This window comes from Hymenobacter roseosalivarius DSM 11622, from assembly GCF_900176135.1.
Lineage (GTDB): Bacteria > Bacteroidota > Bacteroidia > Cytophagales > Hymenobacteraceae > Hymenobacter > Hymenobacter roseosalivarius.
In genome coordinates this window covers 1-19,987 of sequence record NZ_FWWW01000062.1, presented here as the reverse complement: position 1 = coordinate 19,987, position 19,987 = coordinate 1, and the positions used below count along the sequence as shown (strand labels likewise).

General features: G+C 58.8%; 16 protein-coding genes. 11 read left to right on the top strand and 5 right to left on the bottom strand.

Annotated features, from left to right (window positions below; genetic code table 11):
• Positions 1–320: 320 nt before the first annotated feature.
• Together B9A24_RS09015 and B9A24_RS09010 are read right to left on the bottom strand one after the other, a co-directional pair.
• Positions 321–1,085: a hypothetical protein gene (locus tag B9A24_RS09015; RefSeq protein ID WP_084444843.1), complete on the bottom strand. Its 765-nt coding sequence runs from the start codon at positions 1,083–1,085 to the stop codon at positions 321–323.
• Positions 1,086–1,292: 207 nt separating this feature from the next.
• The gene (locus tag B9A24_RS09010) at positions 1,293–2,240 is read right to left on the bottom strand and encodes an NmrA family NAD(P)-binding protein (protein WP_234997139.1); all 948 of its coding nucleotides are present in this window, start codon (positions 2,238–2,240) and stop codon (positions 1,293–1,295) included.
• Positions 2,241–2,475: 235 nt separating this feature from the next.
• Here B9A24_RS09010 and B9A24_RS09005 point away from each other — a divergent pair, with 235 nt between their 5' ends.
• Positions 2,476–3,486, top strand: a complete 1,011-nt coding sequence (locus tag B9A24_RS09005) for an MBL fold metallo-hydrolase (protein ID WP_084444842.1) — start codon at positions 2,476–2,478, stop codon at positions 3,484–3,486.
• A gap of 171 nt (positions 3,487–3,657) precedes the next feature.
• Here B9A24_RS09005 and B9A24_RS09000 read toward each other — a convergent pair whose 3' ends face one another.
• From B9A24_RS09000 to B9A24_RS08990, 3 genes are all read right to left on the bottom strand, one after another.
• Positions 3,658–4,419, bottom strand: coding sequence for a LytR/AlgR family response regulator transcription factor (locus B9A24_RS09000; protein WP_084444841.1), 762 nt, complete (start codon positions 4,417–4,419; stop codon positions 3,658–3,660).
• 89 nt (positions 4,420–4,508) lie between these two features.
• Positions 4,509–5,663: a sensor histidine kinase gene (locus B9A24_RS08995; RefSeq protein ID WP_234997136.1), complete on the bottom strand. Its 1,155-nt coding sequence runs from the start codon at positions 5,661–5,663 to the stop codon at positions 4,509–4,511.
• An 86-nt stretch (positions 5,664–5,749) separates the two neighbouring features.
• A complete protein-coding gene (locus B9A24_RS08990; protein ID WP_143434860.1) occupies positions 5,750–7,153 on the bottom strand; it encodes an amidohydrolase family protein in 1,404 nt (467 codons plus the stop codon).
• 341 nt (positions 7,154–7,494) lie between these two features.
• Between B9A24_RS08990 and B9A24_RS08985 the strand changes: the two genes are divergently transcribed.
• From B9A24_RS08985 to B9A24_RS08940, 10 genes are all read left to right on the top strand, one after another.
• A complete protein-coding gene (locus B9A24_RS08985) occupies positions 7,495–8,229 on the top strand; it encodes a YebC/PmpR family DNA-binding transcriptional regulator (protein ID WP_084444838.1) in 735 nt (244 codons plus the stop codon).
• 617 nt (positions 8,230–8,846) lie between these two features.
• Positions 8,847–9,899 (top strand): proline iminopeptidase-family hydrolase, encoded by a 1,053-nt coding sequence (locus B9A24_RS08980; RefSeq protein WP_084444837.1) that lies wholly within the window; start codon positions 8,847–8,849, stop codon positions 9,897–9,899.
• A 109-nt stretch (positions 9,900–10,008) separates the two neighbouring features.
• Positions 10,009–11,067, top strand: a complete 1,059-nt coding sequence (gene rluF / locus B9A24_RS08975; protein WP_084444836.1) for a 23S rRNA pseudouridine(2604) synthase RluF — start codon at positions 10,009–10,011, stop codon at positions 11,065–11,067.
• A 192-nt stretch (positions 11,068–11,259) separates the two neighbouring features.
• The gene (bioB, locus tag B9A24_RS08970; RefSeq protein ID WP_084444835.1) at positions 11,260–12,243 is read left to right on the top strand and encodes a biotin synthase BioB; all 984 of its coding nucleotides are present in this window, start codon (positions 11,260–11,262) and stop codon (positions 12,241–12,243) included.
• Between the two features lie 157 nt (positions 12,244–12,400).
• Positions 12,401–13,555 carry an aminotransferase class I/II-fold pyridoxal phosphate-dependent enzyme gene (locus B9A24_RS08965; protein WP_084444834.1) on the top strand — a complete coding sequence of 385 codons (1,155 nt, stop codon included), beginning with the start codon at positions 12,401–12,403 and terminating at the stop codon, positions 13,553–13,555.
• 250 nt (positions 13,556–13,805) lie between these two features.
• A complete protein-coding gene (locus B9A24_RS08960) occupies positions 13,806–14,624 on the top strand; it encodes a GIY-YIG nuclease family protein (protein ID WP_084444833.1) in 819 nt (272 codons plus the stop codon).
• Between the two features lie 317 nt (positions 14,625–14,941).
• Positions 14,942–15,562, top strand: a complete 621-nt coding sequence (gene bioD, locus B9A24_RS08955; protein ID WP_084444832.1) for a dethiobiotin synthase — start codon at positions 14,942–14,944, stop codon at positions 15,560–15,562.
• 362 nt (positions 15,563–15,924) lie between these two features.
• Positions 15,925–17,235: an adenosylmethionine--8-amino-7-oxononanoate transaminase gene (gene bioA / locus B9A24_RS08950; protein WP_084444831.1), complete on the top strand. Its 1,311-nt coding sequence runs from the start codon at positions 15,925–15,927 to the stop codon at positions 17,233–17,235.
• Positions 17,236–17,292: 57 nt separating this feature from the next.
• Positions 17,293–18,501 carry a beta-ketoacyl synthase N-terminal-like domain-containing protein gene (locus tag B9A24_RS08945; RefSeq protein WP_084444830.1) on the top strand — a complete coding sequence of 403 codons (1,209 nt, stop codon included), beginning with the start codon at positions 17,293–17,295 and terminating at the stop codon, positions 18,499–18,501.
• A gap of 104 nt (positions 18,502–18,605) precedes the next feature.
• Positions 18,606–19,970 (top strand): M20/M25/M40 family metallo-hydrolase, encoded by a 1,365-nt coding sequence (locus B9A24_RS08940; RefSeq protein ID WP_084444871.1) that lies wholly within the window; start codon positions 18,606–18,608, stop codon positions 19,968–19,970.
• Positions 19,971–19,987: the final 17 nt, after the last annotated feature.

Genomic DNA, 19,987 nt, shown 5'->3' with positions numbered 1-19,987 from the left:
TTTTATAGCGTCTGTTTTTAATAAACAAACAGTTAATCAGGCGGCCTTGCAAAGCCGAAGCAGCTCGCTTACAGTCTATTCCAGGTAGATTTTAAAGCGTTAACCAAAGTCTTTGTCATCCTGAGGCACGAAGAACTTGCTGCCAGGTGCATGACTCATTCTCCGGGGAGCAGGTCCTTCGTGCCTCAGGATGACAGAGCAAGCAGTAGAAACGCTTCAACAGGCAGACGCGAGATCAAGCAGAACAATTAGGGTTGCAACATCTGCACGCGAACTGCTTCAGTTCGGCCTCTGCATGACTGTTACTAGTCTTGCTTAAACTACCGGATAGTCAAATCTTCTTTCCGGATCCAACCCGACGTGCGCACCTTTTCCCAGTTTACGAACGTGACAAATACGGCTTTGTCGGAGGAGTCAGTCAGCGTCATCTTATCACCCCGAACGCAAAAGGCGCGGCGGCGCTGAGTCAGGTCGGGCGAATCATAAAAGTAGGTGGTGTCTACCCGCACGATGCCAGTAGTAGCGGGCGGCCGAACCACACCAGCAGCACTTTTTGGTGCCGATTCAGTTACAGCTGGCTTTTTAGGTTGGGCGGGTGCTGCCGCTGGTGCCGCGTCTGCTCGACGTGGGCTGGCCACCGTGGCGCGGAGAGGTGTAGACGGCGCGCTCAATTTGCTGAGTTGCACCTCCGTTTTTTTCAGCCAGCCCGCCACCGGGTCGCCGTCGGAGTTGAAAAAGCGCGTTTTGATAAAATTACCGCTCTCCCCTTCTGCATACACCACATCGCCCCGCAGTACATACTTGCCGGTGGAGCTATTTGTAGCGGGTTCAGAATGAAAATAGGCTCTGGCGGGCAGCACTTTATAGGCCCCCACCAGCGGCTTAGCACTAGTGCTGGCTTGTACAGATGGCTCCTGTATTTCATTCTCCGGGGTTGCAGAATCCGGGCCAGCAGAAACACTCGCTGGCACGTCCGAGTTGGGGGTAGCAGAGGCAGGAAACCTGGTGCTGGCTACGGGTGCTTCCCGCCTGCGCTCGGCGCTGCTTTTCTTCGATAGCCAGTACGCCGAGCTGGCGACCAGCAAACATACCGCGGTCAACAGTAGGTAAAGCAACCCTTTCCTGGGGGGGCGGGCCGTGGTATTTCTGGTTGAATAAAGGCGTCCCGATTGTGCTTGGTTGCTCATGCTCCGGATGGGTGATGACTATGGTACCTGATCCGTACTGCTTACGTAGTTTTCGGAGTTCGGGAAGCCTTTTTGACTGATCCCAGCCTAAGAATTATCGGCCGCTTACTCGGGCACCTGCTCCCGGTTTGCCAGCACCTCCCGCACCGGAGTCCAGCGGATATCGGGGTAGCGGGCGTTATCCAGAGGCTCTAGCTTGGGGAGGCCGCTGAACATATTGTGCAGATACTGCATGCCCTGCCAGGGCGGAAATACGTCGTCGCTCGTGGGCATGAGGGCGCGGGTTACTTTAATCAGGGTTCCAAAAGCGCCTAAGCCGCCAACCCGGAATAAGCGAAACTGCTCGCCCGTGACGGCGCTGGCCACCACCTGCAAGCCCCGGATAGTTGCTACCTCGCCGGCCACGCGCAGAAACCGGGGCGTGGTAGCATCGAGAGCAGCGGCGGCCGTGAAGGCGGCGGTGTCCTCAGTGGTGGTAAAGTCCAATGCTTGATCTGCGTTGCCCCAGTACACGACCCGCTTAAACTTAAACAGGATAACCGGCGCCTGTCCCGTCAGCAAATCGGAGAACATACCGTTGAGAATGGAAGTAGCCCGGATAGGCGCTTTGTCGAGTCGCTCGGAAAACTCCCGGCGCAGGTCGAGGTTGCGGTTGGAGCCGACGGGGAGCTTGGTGTAATCAATACAATAATCGGAGGGGATGAAGCGGGGAACGCCCGCGGCTACGGCCGCTTGCAGCAGGCGCGTCTGCATTTCTACAATGACCTCCCGCAGCCCCGACACCGCCGATACCACACACGTTGCCCCGGAGCACGCTTTCGTCAGTTGGGCTTCGTCGTTGAAATCAACTTCGATAATCGTTGCCCCCTGCTCGCGCAGGGATGCTACGGCGGGGGCCGCGCTGCCCGCGCGCACCAGCGCCCGCACAATTGCCCCCCGCTGTCGCAGGTGCTTTACAATCCGTCCCCCAAGGTCGCCGGTGGCTCCGGCCAGCACTATAGCTGCCTTCTGAGCACGCGGGTCGCTTGTATTATCTGTCGTTGATGCTGTCACAATAAGGAGGATTGCTTGGTGGAAAGAGTCGGGTAGCGGCCTGTCAGCTACGGGGGTGCGTTCGGGCCGTGTAAACTCAACAGGCCCCAGGTGCTAGTACTGTGACAAATGGCGGAAGGTTATTGACAGCCAGCAGAATAAGCAGAGCGTTGGCACAAAAAAGCCCCCCGTCGTTGACCATGCGGCCCGCATCTGCGTACGCTTCAGGATAGATAGTTCACTAAACCCGGAACCGATGAAACAAGTAGCTGCTGGCGTCAACCAGCTTCTCATTCAACGCTTTGTCAATGTATATTTTGTGGAGGCTGGTGCCCCCGGCGAGTGGGTGCTGGTGGATACCGGCTTACCCGGCTCGGCCAAAGCCATTATCGCGGCAGCCGATAAGCTGTTTTATGCCGGCACACATCCCCAAGCCATCTTCCTGACCCACGGCCACTTGGATCATGCCGGCTCAGCCCAGGAGTTGGCCGACCATTGGCACGTACCCATTCTGGCGCATTCCCTAGAAATGCCTTTTCTGACCGGTAAAGCTGTGTATCCGCCCGCCGACCCGACGGTAGGCGGCTCTTTGGCCTTTGCCAGCCGGTTTTTCCCGCCCCAAACGTTTAACCTGACCGGTGTGCAGGCTTTGTCTGAAGACGAGGAGGCGCCCTATATGCCTGGCTGGCAATGCCTACATGTGCCGGGGCACGCGCCCGGCCAAGTGGCTTTCTTCCGGGCTGAGGATAAAACGCTGCTCGGAGCCGATGCCTTTGCTACCGTTCACCACGACTCCATCCCATCGGTGCTGCTGGGTATCCCAAAAATCAGTCGGGCCGGCACGCCGTTTACGTTTGATTGGGAAGCAGCGCATGCATCTGTCGTCAAGCTTTCCAATCTGGAGCCCCAGGCCATCGGCTGCGGCCACGGCCCGGCCGTACAGGGCCCGCACGTAGCAGATGAGCTGCGGGAGCTGGCCCTACACTTCCCCGTGCCGGCCAAGGGCCGCTACGTAGAAAACCCGGCCCGCACCGATGAAAACGGCGTACAGTTTATCCCCCCTGCCCTGCCCGATACCTTGCCGGCGCGAGCGGCCATGCTGGGCGGCGGATTGGCGCTAGCCGCGCTGGCGGCGGTATTGCTGAGCAACCGTGATAAAAAGAAAAAGAAAAAGCACAAGCGCGCACTGAAAGGCTATAGACCAGCACCAAGAGTAGCTCACGAGCAGCCCTTTCCTGACTACCCGTACAAAGAGAAATACTATTAGCCACGCAAAAGCGGCCGGACTTAGTCCGGCCGCTTTTGCGTGGAGGGCGCCGCCGTTGGTGATGCGCCCCTTCACGTTGCCGGCCTGCGGCAGGCGCTGATTTTGGCCCCGCAAGCTTGACCATATTCTGTACTTCAGAAGCCCTACTCAACAAGAAACTCCTTCAACCTTCTAGCCTAGCAAGGGGCGTAGTACGTCGGCGTGGCCCCGGCTGACGCGCACCGTGCGTCCACCTTCCAGGGTGGCATAAAAGCCCCCCGAGCCGTCGCGCTCCAGCTCGCGCACCGCATCCAGGGCTACCAGCACCGAGCGATGAATACGCACAAACTTCTGCGGATCAAGGCGCTGGGCCAGCTGACTGATGCCCAGGTTACTCAGGTACTGCTGCCCGGCCCTGGTGTGCAGGGTAGCGTAGTCGCCAGCGGCCTCTACCCAGCGAATATCCTGCACGGGCACGGCGACGAGTCGGGTACCATGGGGCACGAATAACCGGGCCGGATACGTGGGCGTCACAGCCGCGCTGGGGGGCTTTTTTGTTTCTTCCAAGCGCTGCAACAGGCGTTGCAAAGCCACATCAGGGGCAGTGGCATAGGCCAGGACCCGCTCCACGGCCTGCCGAAACCGAGCGCGGTCGTAGGGCTTCAGCAGATAATCAACGGCCCCGGCCTCGAAGGCGCTAAGCGCATAGTGGTCGTAGGCAGTGGAGAAGATGACGCGCGGAATACGCTCCAGCCGGGCCAGCACCTCGAAGCCCGTGAGGCCCGGCATTTGAATATCCAGAAACAGCAGGTCGGGCTGGTGCTGACGGATGGCCTCCACGGCGCTCAGCCCATCGGCGCACTCCCCAACAATATTGATCTGTGGAAAATCGGCGAGGTACTGGCGGACGATGGTGCGGGCTGGCACTTCATCGTCGATGAGAAGAGTCGTCATAAAAAGGCTGTAGCGCCAAGCTTCCGCTTGGTGAATCGTTGTAGTCGTTGGCACGCCGCGCGACCACCAAGCCGGAGCTTGGCATTACGTCAAAATGCCCCCTGAAGCGTACTGGGAATTGCAGTAGTGCTAGCTGCGGCAGCTTCCTGTTGTTGCAGCCTGGGTTCTGGGTCCTGGTGTGCGGCGGGGAGCGGCAGCACAAAGCCAACGCGCAAGCCCTGGGGGGCGTTTCTGGCGATTTTCAACCCTTCCGACCCTAGCGCCAGCAGGCGGGCGTGGGTATTGCGCAGGCCTACGCCGGCGCTGTGCATCAGCTGCTCGGGCAGCGCCTTCGCCCCTACGCCCGTGTCGGCCACCACCACGCGCAGCCCTGCACTTACGCGGCTCACTTGCACCAGCACGGTGCCACCCGCCACGCTCGGGCCCAGGCCGTGGCGCACGGCATTTTCCACTAAAGGCTGAATGAGCATGGGCGGCAGCAACTGGGCGTGCAAGCTTTCCTCGATCTCAAACGCCACCTGTAGCCGCGCCCCAAACCGCGACTGTTCCAACTCCAGATAGGCCCGCAAAAAGCTTATTTCGTCGCCCAGCGGCAACTGCTCCTGCCGCGACGCTTCCAGCGAAAACCTAAACGTGTGGGCCAGGCGGGCAATTAATTCGCGGGTGGCTTCCAGCTCGGGCGGCACGGAGGCGCTAATAGAGTTGAGGGTATTGAACAGAAAGTGCGGATTGATTTGGGCTTTCAGGGCTGCCACCTCACTTTGGTGCGCCTGGGCCTGCAATTGCTGCTCGCGCTGGCTCTGCTGGCGGAGTTGTTGGGTGAAGCGCACCACATGCAGCACCCCAAATTGCACACAGTAGAATAGGGTCGGAATGTACACGTCCCAGACTCGGCCGTTGCCGCCTATTCCGCCCATGCCCAGCCAGCTAAGCGCTTGATAATAGCTACTAAACCAAATGACTACCCACAATGGCCCCAGTAGGCCGTGCGCCAGGAGCTTGATTGACCAATCCGCCTTATCGAGCGAAGTTTGAAAAAACAGCCACCACACGGGCAGCGTCCAGAGGGCTTTGAGCGGATAGTCGAGCAGAAGCACGCGCCCCAGATACCCGGGAAACGCATCGGGTTGAAACGACTGCACCGAGTAGGTAATGGTGGCCGCGTAGAGCACGGCAAACACTACATAAAAAGCCAGCATAGCCAGCACGCCCCGTCGGGTGAAGCGGGCTGGCGGCAAGACCATAGAGGGCAATTTAATCATAGATGACGCGAAGAATTAGCGGAGTCGAATTTACGATTTCCCTGACTGAATTTTAGGCATGAATGGCCTCACGGCTGCTGCACCGTGCCGACAGTGCCTGCCTGCGCGGCGCGGTCGGCGGGTGGCCCCGGCAGCCGCTCCCCTTGCTTCACGCGCAAACGAATATCGCGCACGGCGGCCGGAAAGTCGAGCAGCGGATTCTGGCCCAGCACCAGCAGGGACGCTTCATAGCCCGGAGCCAGCCGCCCGATGCGCCGACTGGGAAAAATGGCCCGCGCCGTGGTTTCGGTCCAGAGGCGCAGCAAGGTGCCGTGGTCGAAGGCGCCAAGCTTTTCCCAGGCCAGGGCCTCGCCCACCGGCGTTTCGCCATACCAGTCGGCTCCCACCAGCGGCGCGACGTTGGAGCGCACCATGTTGCGCAGTAACTCACGCTGGGCCGTTTGATGCCGACGCAGGCGGCTGGAATCGGCGGGCGTGAAGTTGTAACCAATCCAGACGGTGGGCGTCATCATGATGCCGCGCCGGCCGGCGGCCCGCAAATCAGCCGCGGTCAGGTAGCAGTCGGCGGGGTCGGGGCAGTCGCGGCCGCCGTAGTTGGGCGCATGGGCAAAGCCATCAACGCCGAGGCGCACGCCCAGCCGAAAATCGTCGGCCGTCTCGACGTGGGCAAACACGCGCAGGCCCGCCGCGTGCGCCCGCCGCACGATTTCGGCCGCTATGTCGGGCCGTAGGCCTTTGTCGCCGAGCTGGCCGCTGCGCCGGGTGCGCTCGTAATTTTTAGCGTCCAGCAGATAGATTTTAAGCAAATCGGGCCGGCCGGCCAGAATGCGCGGCCATTTGGCGTTGAGGTCGGGCAGGCTGTCCAGAAACCAGTAGGCGTCGTTTTCCATCAACCGGCTTTTCGCGATGGTGTCTTGCTTGATTTTCCATTGGGTATAGTCATAAAAACCCATTGCCCGTGGCTCATAAGCCATAAACGGATGGCCCAAGGTGCTGGTCAGGCCGCCGTTGGCGTACACGGCATCTACGCTACGGGGCTGGTTGAGAAAAGGTCGGGCCGCTTCCGCGCCCCGGCGCGAGTTGGTGAGCACCTGCACGTAATAAACGCCCTCGCGCAGGTATTTCTCAATCATGGCTGGCAGCCCGCGGGTGCCATCGAGCATGTGGGTGTGGGCCTCGGCGAAGGGCGGTATTACCCATTGCCCACGCAGGTCTACCACGGTGTCTACGTGGGCTGGCCGGCTCCGCTGAAGCAGCCCATCTTTTACATAGAAAACCCGTTTTTGAAATCTTTTGCCATCAAACCATTGCCCGTTGCGCAGCTCCCAAGCAGGGCTGGCGGGGTTGGTTCGGACGTAGACGCGGGGACGGGCCAGCGGCCGGGCCGGGTGCTGGGCCAGAGCCACCAGGCTCAATAGAAAAAAAACGAGCAGCAGCGCCGGCCGACGGGAAATAACGAACCTAGGGAGCATTTTTTTCGGGAGTAACGCCTTAGCGCTGAGCAACAGCATTCGCATGGTGAGGGCAGTTAGGTGGTAGTCAAACTTACTTTGGCTCCAACCCGTTTGCCAGCGGCTTTCGGCTACTAGCAAATGCAGTGGCTGAGTGGCGGCCAGTAGCGCTGAGAGTGGCGCGGGCTTTCGTCCGCAGTCCCTGTTAGTCGCGCAATAACTCACAACGATTACGGGCTGCAGACGGAAGCCAGCGCTCCGGCGCAAATTTGCCCCCCGACAGGCTTTGCGCTAACTTGCGCCCATTCGGCGCCCCACCCTTTCGCGCCCACGCACCACGCACTAAGCACCAATCAACCACTATGGGAAGAGCATTTGAATTTCGCAAAGGCCGCAAAATGAAGCGCTGGGACCGTATGTCCAAAGATTTCACCCGCATCGGCCGCGAAATCGTGATGGCCGTGAAGGAAAGCGGCCCCAACCCCGACACCAACTCCCGCCTGCGGGCGGCCATGCAGAACGCCAAGGGCGTGAACATGCCCAAAGACCGCGTGGAAGCCGCCATCAAGCGCGCCAGCAGCAAGGAAGAGAAAGATTACCAGGAAGTTGTATATGAAGGATACGCGCCCCATGGTATAGCCATCGTGGTAGAAACCGCTACCGACAACCCCGTGCGCACCGTGGCCAACGTGCGCATGTATTTCAACCGCGGCAATGGTGCCCTCGGCACCGCCGGCTCCTCCGATTTTACCTTCACCCGCAAAGGCGTATTCAAGCTAGCCGCCGAAGGCCTCGACCGCGACGAGCTGGAGCTAGAATTGATCGACTTCGGCGCCGAAGACATCTACGAAGACCAGGAGGAAGACGAGCATGGCACCGTGAAGGAGCTGATTGTGGTGGAAACCGCCTTCACCGACTTCGGCCACATGCAAAAAGCCCTGGAAGAGCGCCACCTCAACGTGGTCGGCGCCCAACTCCAGCGCATTCCCAACACCACCGTTACGCTGGAAGGCGACGAGCTGGAAGAGGTAATGAATCTGATTGAGAAGTTTGAGGAAGATGACGACGTGCAGGCCGTGTACCACACCTTAGGGTAAGGTTATTCTCTACCCAAAACACTTCATTACAGCCTTATCTTTTTCAGGAGGCGGTTTGTGTGTTTGTACAGCTTGTCATGCTAACAAGTATTATATTGCATCCGTAAAACAAGCGGCGGCCAAGGTCGAAACCCTGACCGCCGTCCATCCTACGGATGTCCGAGCCAATGACTTACTATAGCTCGGATGACTCCCCCTAGTGCGGCCTTCACCATCTCTAGGGAGATGCGAAACCAACCGACCTCGTCAGTAGGTTTCTCGTTTGCACGCTTACCCATAACTTCTCAGGTTGTTGGGTGTGCTATCCACCCACTTCCTGAAGCCCCGGTTGCGCCAACAGCCGGGGCTTCGTCTTTTCAGACGATGCGTTGGCGGGATGACAACCGTGCAAGTGCAACGAAGATAAAGCAATGCTCTGCAGAATAAATCATCCTTTACAAGGCTCAAACATTTTATGGATTCGAATCTTGATTATAAACAACTTAATTTCAATTATTTAAAACATACAGTTGTCACTTTGCCGGGCCTGCGAAACCGGAAAATGTGGATAAATTTCTCCTTAGTGTTCTCTGTACATTCTATATTTCACGAAACTAACTTGAACGAATTTTAACACTATGATTAGGTTTCTCTGCTTTTGTACTGCGGTGCTATTAGCTACTGCCTGCTCCTCGCCGGCCAAGGAAACGGAAACAGCTTCGGCAGCAGCTACTAGCTACTTCCAGAGCCAGGAAACGGGCGTGCAGGACGGCGGCGTGCGCATGATTCCGATTACCACGCCCAAGGGCAAGTTCAACGTCTGGACGAAACGCGTTGGTAATAACCCCAGGATGAAGGTGCTGCTGCTCAATGGTGGCCCCGGCGCTACCCACGAGTATTTTGAGTGCATGGAAAGCTTCCTGCCCGCCGAAGGCATCGAGTTTATTTACTACGACCAGCTCGGCTGCGGCAACTCCGACAACCCCAAGGATACCGCTCTGTGGAGCCTGCCGCGCTACGTGGAGGAAGTGGAGCAGGTGCGCCAGGCACTGAACCTGACCAAAGACAACTTCTACCTACTGGGCCACTCCTGGGGGGGCATTTTGGCCGCCGAATACGCCTTCAAATACCAGAATAACCTAAAAGGTCTCGTCATTTCCAACATGATGATGAGCATACCTGAATACGGCAAATACGCCGACAACGTGCTGGCCAAGCAAATGAAGCCCGAAGTGCTGAAAGAAATCCGGCAGATCGAGGCCCGCAAGGACTTCCAAAACCCGCGCTATATGGAGCTGTTGCTGCCCAATTTCTACGTGGAGCACATCCTGCGCCTGCCCCTCGACCAGTGGCCCGAGCCCGTAAACCGCTCCTTCGCCAAAATGAACCAGTCGCTCTACGTGACTATGCAGGGCCCCAGTGAGTTTGGTGTGTCGGGCAAGCTGCTGAATTGGGACCGCACCCCGGACCTACCCAAGCTCACCGTGCCCGTCCTCTCCATAGGGGGCAAATATGACACGATGGACCCCGAACACATGCGCCGCATTGCTACCCAGGTGCAGAACGGCACCGCCCTCATCTGCCTCAATGGAAGCCACATGAGCCTCTATGACGACCAGCAGACGTATATGACTGGTCTGATTAAGTTTATGAAGGGCGTGGATAAGGGAGAGAAAAAAGTGGCGCTATAAGTAGCAACAAAGCTCAGGACAACTCTGCCGCCTCACTTCCCCGTATCTTTGCGGCCCGCTGGTAGCTCCGGCGGGCCGTTCGTTTTTCTGGCCTTCAAATTTGCCTCCCATGTCTACCCGTCTCAATAAATATATCAGCGAAAGCGGCGTCTGCTCCCGGCGCGAAGCCGACAAATTCATTGAGCAGGGCAGCGTGTTTGTGAACGGCAAGCGGGCTAATATCGGCGACCAAGTGGCCGACAAGGACCGCGTAGTGGTGAACGGCAACCTCATTGAGCCCCGCGCCCCCGAGGATGCCATTTACATTGCCTTCAATAAGCCCCCCGGCATCACCAGCACCACCGAAACCAGCGTCAAGGACAACATCATCCGCTATATCAAGCATAGTGAGCGGATTTTCCCCATCGGCCGCCTGGATAAGGATTCGCAGGGCCTGATTTTGCTGACCAGCAATGGTGACATCGTCAACAAGATCCTGCGGGCCGGCAACAAGCACGAGAAGGAGTACATCGTGATGGTGGATAAGCCCATCACTGACAGCTTCATTGAAGGCATGCGCGGCGGGGTGCCCATCATGGGCATTATGACCCAGAAATGCGAGGTAAAGAAGGAAACCAACTACATTTTCCGCATCACGCTCATTCAGGGCATGAACCGTCAGATCAGGAAGATGTGCGAGCATTTTGGTTACGAAGTAGTGCAGCTGGAGCGTATTCGGGTGATGAATATCACGCTCAAGGGCATAGGCGTGGGCGACTGGCGCGAGCTGACTGAAAAGGAATTGGAAGGCATTATGAAAATGACCGAAACCTCTTCGGGCACCAAGGAAGCCTCGCTGCCGAAGCGTCGCGTGGGTCTGCCTACCACCGCATGGAGCAGCCGCCCGGCCCGGTTCAGCGAGGAAGGCGGTGAGGATAAACCTGCCCGCAAACCGGGTGGGGCTGGCGGAAAGCCCTCGACTCGCACTGCCCCAGGCAGCGCTAAACCCGCCGGTAAAACCGCTCCGGGCAAGCCTAAGCCAGCGGGCGCGGTGCCACCTTTTGGCGCCGAAAAGCCCCCCAGGAAGCCAGGACGCCCCACCAGCGCCGGCTCCAAGCGCAAGCCCGCCGCCAAGACCCTGAACCGTGCGCCAAAGGGCAACGCCGGACGCCGGGGCAGCAGCCGGTAGCTTCGTAATCGCTGGTATTCCGGCTAGCATGATAGCTGTGGGCTATCCGTGCCGCATGATTCGGGTGGTCCAACAGTAGCGAAACTGCGCTTCCCGCGTATCTTGCGGCCCGCCGCGTAGCTTCAGGCTCCGGCGGGCGGGCTGCATTTCAGGCCCTCAACTGACAACCAGCAACCCTCAACCACCCCCTTCATGCTCCGCACCGACTGGACCCTCGACGAAGTAAAAGCCCTCTACCACCAGCCCGTGCTGGAACTCGTGACTCAGGCCGCCGCCGTACACCAGGCCAATCAATCGACCGGCGAAGTGCAGGTATGTACGCTGCTGTCGGTAAAGACCGGCGGCTGCCCCGAAGACTGCTCCTACTGCCCCCAGGCCGCGCGCTACCATACCGGCGTGGAAGTACACGCGCTACTGAAAGATGAAGTGGTGCTGGAGGCCGCCCGCCGCGCCAAAGACTCCGGCAGCACTCGCTTCTGTATGGGCGCGGCTTGGCGCGAGGTGCGCGACAACCGCGACTTCGACCGCGTGCTGGGCATGGTGACGCAGGTAAACGACATGGGCCTGGAAGTGTGCTGCACCCTGGGCATGATCAACGAATACCAGGCCGAGCGCCTCAAGCAAGCCGGCCTCTACGCCTACAATCACAACCTCGACACCAGCGCCGAGCACTATTCCGAAATCATCACCACTCGCACCTACGACGACCGCCTGAACACGCTCGAAAACGTGCGGCAGGCTGGTATTTCCGTCTGTTCGGGGGGCATTATCGGTCTCGGCGAAACCGACGAAGATCGTATTGCCATGCTACATACTCTGGCCACATTGCCCGCCCACCCCGAGTCGGTGCCGGTGAATGCGCTGGTGCCCGTGGCCGGCACACCCCTGGCCGAGCAGCCCCGCGTGAGCGTGTGGGAGATGCTGCGCATGATTGCCACGGCCCGCATCCTGATGCCCCGCACGATGGTACGCCTCTCGGCCGGTCGGCAGGAAATGCCGGTGAGTGAGCAGGCGCTCTGCTTTTTGGCGGGGGCCAATTCTATCTTCTCGGGGGAGAAATTGTTGACCACGCCTAACCCGGATTTTGACGCGGATAAGCAGATGTTCGCAACGCTGGGCTTGAAGCCGCGCAAGTCGTTCAAAGACATGCCGCAGGGCGCTACGGTGTTGGGTTAACCTCAACCCCTAACCCCTTCCCCTCGGGGAGAAGGGGAACTAGCATTTAGTTATTCCAGCTGCTAGGCTAGGCTAAAAGTCTACTTTTTAGAGCTAGTCCCCTTCTCCCCGAGGAGAAGGGGTTAGGGGTTGAGGTGCCCCGCCAGAACAAGCACTCATGTCCGTCAATCCCCTCCTCCACCGCCTCACCCAGCAGCTAGCCAAACGCGAAGCCGAAGGCACCCGCCGCCGCCTGACAATCGCGGGGCCAAATCAAATTGACTTCAGCTCCAACGACTACCTCGGTCTGGCCCACAACGCCGCCCTCTATGCCGCTGCTCAGCAGGCAATAGCCGAAAAAAGCCCCCTAGCCGCCGGTAGCACCGGCTCGCGCCTGCTCACCGGGAACTCCGCCGCCGCCGAAGCTTTGGAAGTTCAGCTAGCCCATTTCCACCGCGCGGAGGCTACACTACTTTTCAATTCCGGCTACACCGCCAACCTGGGCTTTTTCGCCGCCGCGCCCCGACGCGGCGACACTATATTCTACGACGAAGCCAGCCACGCCTCCGTCAAGGACGGCATCCGGGGCAGCTTCGCCACGGCCTACGGCTTCCGGCACAACGACCTGGCCGACCTGGAGCGGCGGCTGAGTCGGGCTACGGGGGCCGTTTTTGTGGCCGTAGAGGCTCTGTACTCCATGGATGGCGACCAGGCACCGCTGCGCGAGCTGGCGGCTTTTTGCCAGCAGCGCGGCTTGTATCTGGTGGTGGATGAGGCACATACCAACGGTATTTATGGGCCGCGAGGGGAAGGGTTGGTGGTGGAGTTGGGGCTGGAAGAGCAGGTTTTTGCCCGCATTCTCACTTTTGGCAAAGCCCTGGGCAGTCAGGGGGCAATTATTGCCGGCCCCCAGGTGCTGCGCGAGTATCTGCTGAATTTCAGCCGGCCCTTTATTTATACTACCGCGTTGCCCCCGCTGGCTATTGCTACGCTGGCCGCTGCGTATCAGGTGTTGCCTACCATGCAGGCGGAGCGGCAGCGGCTATTTGCCCTTTCTGATTTGCTGAAAACAAGGCTAAACGCAGTGCCTGGCCTGCATGTGCCGGAGGCCAGCCACGTTATTCATCCCGTCTTTTATCCAGAACACGCGGGACCGGCGCACATGAAAGCAGTAGCCCAGGCCGCACAGGCGCAGGGCTTTGATGTACGCGCCATTTTGCCCCCCACCGTGCCCGCTGGCACCGAGCGCCTGCGGTTGATTGTGCACAGCTATAATACGGAGGCGGAGATTGAGGGGCTAGCGGCGGTATTGAGGCGTGTTAGTGCGATATAAAATTTTCAGGCCATCCTTTCTAAGCTCATACTGCCGCAGCAGAAGCAAGACTATCCTCTTTGGCTGCTGAAAGATGTGAGCACTCCCTTCCTGCATCCCATAACTCCTTATATTGTTGTCACAGTCTAACACTTGCGGCTATCCACCCGATGTTGGTTGGGTTTACGAAAGATAGCTGCGGGCTAAGCGGAGATTGCCGCAACTCATGCCTTCAGCCAGTTGCGGCAATACAGATGTTAGCAGTAACCATATGACCGACCTTAAAACAGACTATTACGTTTATGTATATATCGACCCAAGAAACTTTGAAGAGTTTTACTATGGAAAAGGGATTGGAAGCAGAAAGTCTGCACACTTAAGTGACAGTAGCGATACAGAGAAAGCAAAAAGAATTAAAGCAATAAAAGCTGCTGGGCTTGATCCTATCATCAAAGTAATTGCAAAAGACCTCACAGAAAGAGAAGCTTTCTTTATTGAAAAAACTTTAATATGGAAACTTGGCAAAAACCTGACAAACATCTCATCAGGGCACTTTGCAGAAAAGTTTAGACCCCACCATACATTTCATTTAGACCTTTCAGGGTTTGATTTTAAAAACGGGCTTTATTATGTAAACGTCGGAGAAGGCATACATCGCTGTTGGGACGATTGCAGAACTTTTGGTTTCTTATCTGCTGGACAAGACAAAAAGTATAGCGACCCTATCAGAACATTAGAGCAAGGTGACATTGTAGCCGCCTATTTAAAAAAACATGGTTATGTTGGAATAGGTCGGGTAATTGAAAAAGCAGTTAACGTAAATGATTTTAAGGTAGACAATAAATCATTACATCAACATCCTATCAAAGTGACAGACATTTTTGATAATTGCGATAACGATAAATCAGAGTACCCGGTAAAAATTGAATGGATAAAAACAGCTGATAGCAAAGACGCAAAATGGAAAAGCAACAGCGGCTTATTTTCATCTCAATTAGTAAAAGCATCATTGCAAGGACAACCCAAGACAATAGAATTTTTAGAAAAACAATTTGACATCACGTTCAGAGATTTGTTACTGGTTGAATGAAGAACGGCTACTGCTAACATCGGTTTTGCAATAGGCTGGCAGACGGAAGAGCAATCAGCGGCAAACCCCTTATTAGCTTTTGTTCGGACACGACGTTCACTATTTGGCTTTAGTAATTATCTTCATCATCAGTAAATCATTCGGCTCTGGTTGTAGGCTGACCGAACACAGAGGTCCAGCCCAAACGCAAAGCCCCAAAACGTTAGCCTTCCCAAATCTCCCTAATTCCTACCGCACCCGCCGAAGCTTAAGCATCTCGGCACCACCCGTTACAGGCCATTATTAATCGCACCGCGCCTTTCTAACAAACTGCTTTTTTGGAACAACTTTTCGTCACCGGCATTGGCACTGACGTAGGCAAAACCCTGGTAGCCGCCATCCTCACCGAGGCCCTGCAAGCCGACTATTGGAAGCCCGTGCAGGCCGGCCTCACCCCCACCACCGACACGGCCGAAGTGCGCCGGCTGGTGCGGAATCCGGTTTCCCTGTTTCACCCCGAAGCTTACCGCCTCCGGCTGCCTGCCTCGCCCCACGCCGCCGCCGCCGCCGAGAACATTCGCATTCAGCCCGAGGCGTTTCAACTGCCTATTACGGCCAATCACCTTATCGTGGAGGGCGCTGGGGGGCTTTTTGTGCCGCTGGCGCCGGGGTTTTTACTGGTTGACCTGCTGGCCCAGCTAGGGCTGGCTACGGTGGTGGTGTCGCGGCATTATCTGGGCAGCATCAATCATACCTTACTCACGTTGGAGGCCCTGCATCGGCGGGGGTTGCCGGTTCGGGGGCTGGTGTTCAATGGCGAACCCAACCCGGCCACGGAGGAGTTTATTCTTCAGCATACCGGCGTTCCGGTGCTGCCCCCGTTGCGGCCGGAGGCGGTGATAGATGCGGCCGTGGTAAGCCACTATGCGGAAGTGTATCGGGCGTGGTTTGAGAAGTAGTAGCTGTTCAACGAGTGGCCTCACCCCCCGGCCCCGGTTCGCTTAAAGCGCGAAGTCCCAAAAAGAGGGGGAGCCAGCCGTTTGACCTACGCGGCCACGTTGGCTGCCGCCTCCGTAACCGTTACCCATTCCATGTATTCTTAAAACGAAAAGCCAGCGACCACTAGGCACTGGCTTTTTTACTCAATTGACTGACAACTGTATGGCCACAATGATAACCGTACTTGGAGCGAAAGCGGAAGGTGCTGCGTTGGCTGAGCGCTTGGCTCCCCCTCTCCCCTTGGAGAGTGGGCCGGGGGGTGAGGCCACTCGTTAGGCGGTGAGGCCCCCATTGAACGGCCTCCTCCCTTACCTTTGCCCTCATGCCTTCCCTAGCCGCCCGCGACCACGCCGTACTCTGGCACCCCTACACCCAAATGCAAACCGCGCCCCTGCCTATTCCCATCGTGCGGGGCGAGGGCAGCTGGCTCTTTGCCGACGACGGCACCGCCTACCTCGACGGCATTTCCTCCTGGTGGGTGAATCTGCACGGCCACGCCCACCCGCGCATCGCGGCACGGGTAGCCCAGCAGCTCCAGACCCTGGAGCACGTCCTGTTTGCCGGCTTCACCCACCCGCCCGCCGTAGAGCTGGCCGAAGGATTACTGGAGATTTTACCCCCCAACCAGCGGCGCATCTTCTATTCCGATAACGGCTCGACGGCCGTGGAAGTGGCCCTGAAAATGGCCCTCCAGTACCACCACAACCGCGCCCGGCCGCGCCGCACCATCGTGGCTTTCCGCGACAGCTACCACGGCGACACCTTCGGAGCCATGGCCGTGAGCAGCCGGGGAGCTTTTACCGCGCCCTTCGCGCCCCTGCTCTTCGATGTGGCCTTTATCGACGTGCCCGTGCCGGGCCGCGAGGCCGAAGCGCTGACTCAGCTGGAAGCCGTAGCGGCCCAGGGCGACGTGGCCGCGTTCATTTTCGAGCCCCTGCTGCTGGGCACGGCCGGCATGATTACGTACCTAGCCGAGGTCCTCGACCAGCTGATTGCCTGCTGCCACCGCCACGGCATTCTGGCTATTGCCGACGAGGTGATGACCGGCTTCGGGCGCACCGGCCGGCTTTTCGCCTGCGACTACCTCACCGAGCAGCCCGATATGGTGTGCCTGTCTAAAGGCCTGACCGGCGGCACCATGGCGCTGGGTGTCACGAGCTGCGCGGGGGCGGTATATGAGGCGTTTTTGAGTGATGACAAGCTCAAAACTTTCTTCCACGGCCACTCTTACACGGCCAATCCTGTTGCCTGCGCGGCGGGGTTGGCGAGTCTGGAGCTGCTGCGCGAGCTAGCCTGCGCGGCGCATCTGGCCCGTATCGGGGCGGCTCATCAGGCTTTCGAGCAGGAAATAACCGGCCAGCCCGGCGTACGCGCCGTGCGCCGGCTGGGTACGGTGCTGGCTGTGGAGTTTGAGGAGCCAGCCACCACGTCCTACTTCAGCAGCCTCCGCGACGAGCTGTACCAGCTGGCCCTTCAGCGCCGCGTGATTCTGCGGCCCCTGGGCAACATCATCTACCTCATGCCCCCCTACTGCACCACCGACGCTGAGCTAACCTTGCTCTACGACACCGTGCGGGCCATGCGTGAGCTAGTGTGCCGTAGGGGTGCCTTGCAGGCGCCCGTGGTTGTTTAATTGAACGACCCTCCTAAACAACCAAACAACGACGGGCGCGTGCCACGCGCCCCTACTATGTCCGACGACAACCTGATTCTGATTCGTGGCCGGGGCAGCATATCTGCCCTGGGCCTGGGGGGCAATTTTTCGGCTTCCTCGCCCCTGCCGGCTTTTTCCAGTCGTAGCGTAGGAAGCCGAGCGCTGCCCGTTGCTGGTTTACCCGCCGCCGCGGAAGAAGCAGTAACTGCGTTGCGCCACGCCCACGCCACTTACCGCCAGTTCGACCGCACGGTGCTGCTCGCCTTGCTCGCCGCCCGCCAGGCCACAACTCAGGCCGGCTGGACCCCTAATGCTGACGGTGGCCTGGGCGTCAGCATCGGCTCGTCGCGGGGGGCTACGGGCCGGCTGGAGCAGTTTCACGCCGATTTCCTGGCCGATGGCGTGGTTGCTGCGGCTGCTTCCCCGCTTACTACCCTGGGCAACGTGGCCAGCTGGGTGGCTTATGATGCGGGTGCCCACGGCGGCGCGGCTCTGAGCCATTCCAGCACGTGCAGCAGCGCTTTTCAGGCCCTGGGCAACGCGGTAGCCTGGCTGCGCGCCGGCCTCGCCGGCCGTTTTCTGGCCGGCGGTGCCGAAGCGCCGCTAACTGATTTCACTCTGGCCCAAATGCAGGCTTTGGGCATCTACTCCACTTTTGCCCCCCAGCAGTGGCCCTGTCGCCCCGGTGCTGGTGCGCCCTCCACGTTTGTACTGGGCGAGGGCGCGGCGGTTTTTGCCTTAGAAAAAATCAGTCGGGCGGCCCTCGCCGCGGCGCGAGCGGCGGGCGATACGTCGCCGCAGTTTCAGCTGGAAAGTGTAGGCTTTGGCTTCGAGCCCATCCCAAGCAAAACCGGTCTCTCGCCCGACGGCCAGCATTTTCAGACGGCCATGCGCCAGGCGCTCCGGCAGGCAAATTGCCCCCCAGCTGCCGTAGATACCCTCGTGCTGCACAGCCCTGGCACCCCCGCCGGCGACGCGGCCGAGCGGCGGGCGGTGGAAGCGGTTTTTCAGTCAGAAAATGCCCCCCAGCTCGTATCCAACAAGTGGCTGGCAGGCCACACCCTCGGCGCATCGGCAGCTCTCAGTCTGGAGTTTGCCTTGCAGATTCTAACTCACCAAACCTGGCCCGCCCCACCTTTCACCACCTATCTGGCCACCGCGCCTACCCGCCCGATTCGGCGCGTACTGGTGAACGCGGCCGGCTTTGGCGGCAACGCGGCCAGCGCTTTGGTGTCGTTGGTGTAAGGTGCCGCGTTTAGTATTTATTCCCTCTTACCCCGTATTTTACGCCACTCAGAAGCGCCTTTTCTCAAAAACACCATCGTCCAAACCACCCCAAAATGCCCCCCATGACCTTTCTTCGCTCTACTCTCTTGCTTGCCGCGCTCGGCAGCTTCACCACGCTGCGCGCCCAAACCGCTCCTCCCTCCACCCCTGATCTGGCTATCAAGCAAATGGTGGAAGCCATTTCGGCGAAAACGCTGGAGGAAGACATTCGCAAGATGGTCTCCTTCGGCACCCGCCATACGCTGAGCGACACCAAGAGCAAAAAGCGCGGCATCGGGGCGGCGCGCAGCTGGGTGGAATCAGAGTTTAAGAAGTACGCCAAAGCCAGCAATGGCCGCATGAAAGTGGAGCAGGATACCTTCACGGTGAAGCCCGACGGCCGGCGCATTGATAAGCCCGTGGTGATGGCCAACGTCATGGCGACCCTTAAAGGCACCGACCCCAACGACAAGCGCATCATCATCGTCAGTGGCCACCTCGACTCGCGCGTAACCGATGTGATGAATGCCACCGCCGATGCGCCCGGCGCCAACGACGACGCTTCCGGCGTGGCCCTGGTGATGGAAATGGCCCGCGTAATGGCCTCCAAGCAGTTTCCCTGCACGCTTATCTTCGTGGCCGTACAGGGCGAAGAGCAGGGTCTTTACGGCTCGACGCACATGGCCAAGCGCGCCAAAGCCGAAGGCTGGAACATCGTGGGGATGCTGAATAATGACATCGTGGGCAACTCCACCGGCTTCGACCCCGAGATTAAAGACCCCAAGCACGTGCGCATCTTCAGCGAGGGCGTGCCGGCCACCGAAACCGCCGACGAGGCCAAGGTGCGCCGCCAGCTCAGCAGCGAAAACGACTCGCCCAGCCGCCAGCTCGCCCGCTACATCAAAACCACCGGCGAACAGTATGTAAATGACTTCGGCGTACTTATCGAGTACCGCCCCGACCGCTTCCTGCGCGGCGGCGACCACACGCCCTTCAACCAGCAGGGCTTCACGGCCGTGCGCTTCACGGAGGTAAACGAGAACTTCAACCACCAGCACCAGGATCTGCGCACCGAAAACGGCATCGAGTACGGCGACAAGCCTGAGTTCGTGGACTACGAGTACCTGCGTAAAAACACGGGCGTCAACCTGGCTACGATGGCCAGCCTGGCCTGGGCGCCTGCCGCGCCCCAGAACGTGGGCGTGCTCACCGCCAACCTGACTAACCGCACCGAGCTGAAGTGGGAAACTCCCGCCGCCGGCGAAAAGCCAGCCGGCTACTACGTGCTCATGCGCGAAACCAGCAGCCCCGTGTGGCAGCAGAAATTCTTCGTGACCACCACCACCGCCAATTTGCCCCACAGCAAAGACAACTTCATTTTCGCCGTGGCTTCCGTTGATGCCGAGGGCCATGAGAGCCTGCCTGTAACGCCGAAAGTGGTGCGGTAAATCAGTGGATAAAATAT

Excerpts from the sequence above, each read along its gene's own strand:
- B9A24_RS09000 (WP_084444841.1), bottom strand. The coding sequence starts at position 4,419 with ATGACGACTCTTCTCATCGACGATGAAGTGCCAGCCCGCACCATCGTC.
- B9A24_RS09005 (WP_084444842.1), top strand. The coding sequence starts at position 2,476 with ATGAAACAAGTAGCTGCTGGCGTCAACCAGCTTCTCATTCAACGCTTT.
- bioB (WP_084444835.1), top strand. The coding sequence starts at position 11,260 with ATGCTCCGCACCGACTGGACCCTCGACGAAGTAAAAGCCCTCTACCAC.
- B9A24_RS08985 (WP_084444838.1), top strand. The coding sequence starts at position 7,495 with ATGGGAAGAGCATTTGAATTTCGCAAAGGCCGCAAAATGAAGCGCTGG.
- B9A24_RS08945 (WP_084444830.1), top strand. The coding sequence starts at position 17,293 with ATGTCCGACGACAACCTGATTCTGATTCGTGGCCGGGGCAGCATATCT.
- B9A24_RS08990 (WP_143434860.1), bottom strand. The coding sequence starts at position 7,153 with ATGCTCCCTAGGTTCGTTATTTCCCGTCGGCCGGCGCTGCTGCTCGTT.
- bioA (WP_084444831.1), top strand. The coding sequence starts at position 15,925 with ATGCCTTCCCTAGCCGCCCGCGACCACGCCGTACTCTGGCACCCCTAC.
- B9A24_RS08995 (WP_234997136.1), bottom strand. The coding sequence starts at position 5,663 with ATGGTCTTGCCGCCAGCCCGCTTCACCCGACGGGGCGTGCTGGCTATG.
- rluF (WP_084444836.1), top strand. The coding sequence starts at position 10,009 with ATGTCTACCCGTCTCAATAAATATATCAGCGAAAGCGGCGTCTGCTCC.
- B9A24_RS08960 (WP_084444833.1), top strand. The coding sequence starts at position 13,806 with ATGACCGACCTTAAAACAGACTATTACGTTTATGTATATATCGACCCA.
- B9A24_RS08965 (WP_084444834.1), top strand. The coding sequence starts at position 12,401 with ATGTCCGTCAATCCCCTCCTCCACCGCCTCACCCAGCAGCTAGCCAAA.
- B9A24_RS08940 (WP_084444871.1), top strand. The coding sequence starts at position 18,606 with ATGACCTTTCTTCGCTCTACTCTCTTGCTTGCCGCGCTCGGCAGCTTC.
- B9A24_RS08980 (WP_084444837.1), top strand. The coding sequence starts at position 8,847 with ATGATTAGGTTTCTCTGCTTTTGTACTGCGGTGCTATTAGCTACTGCC.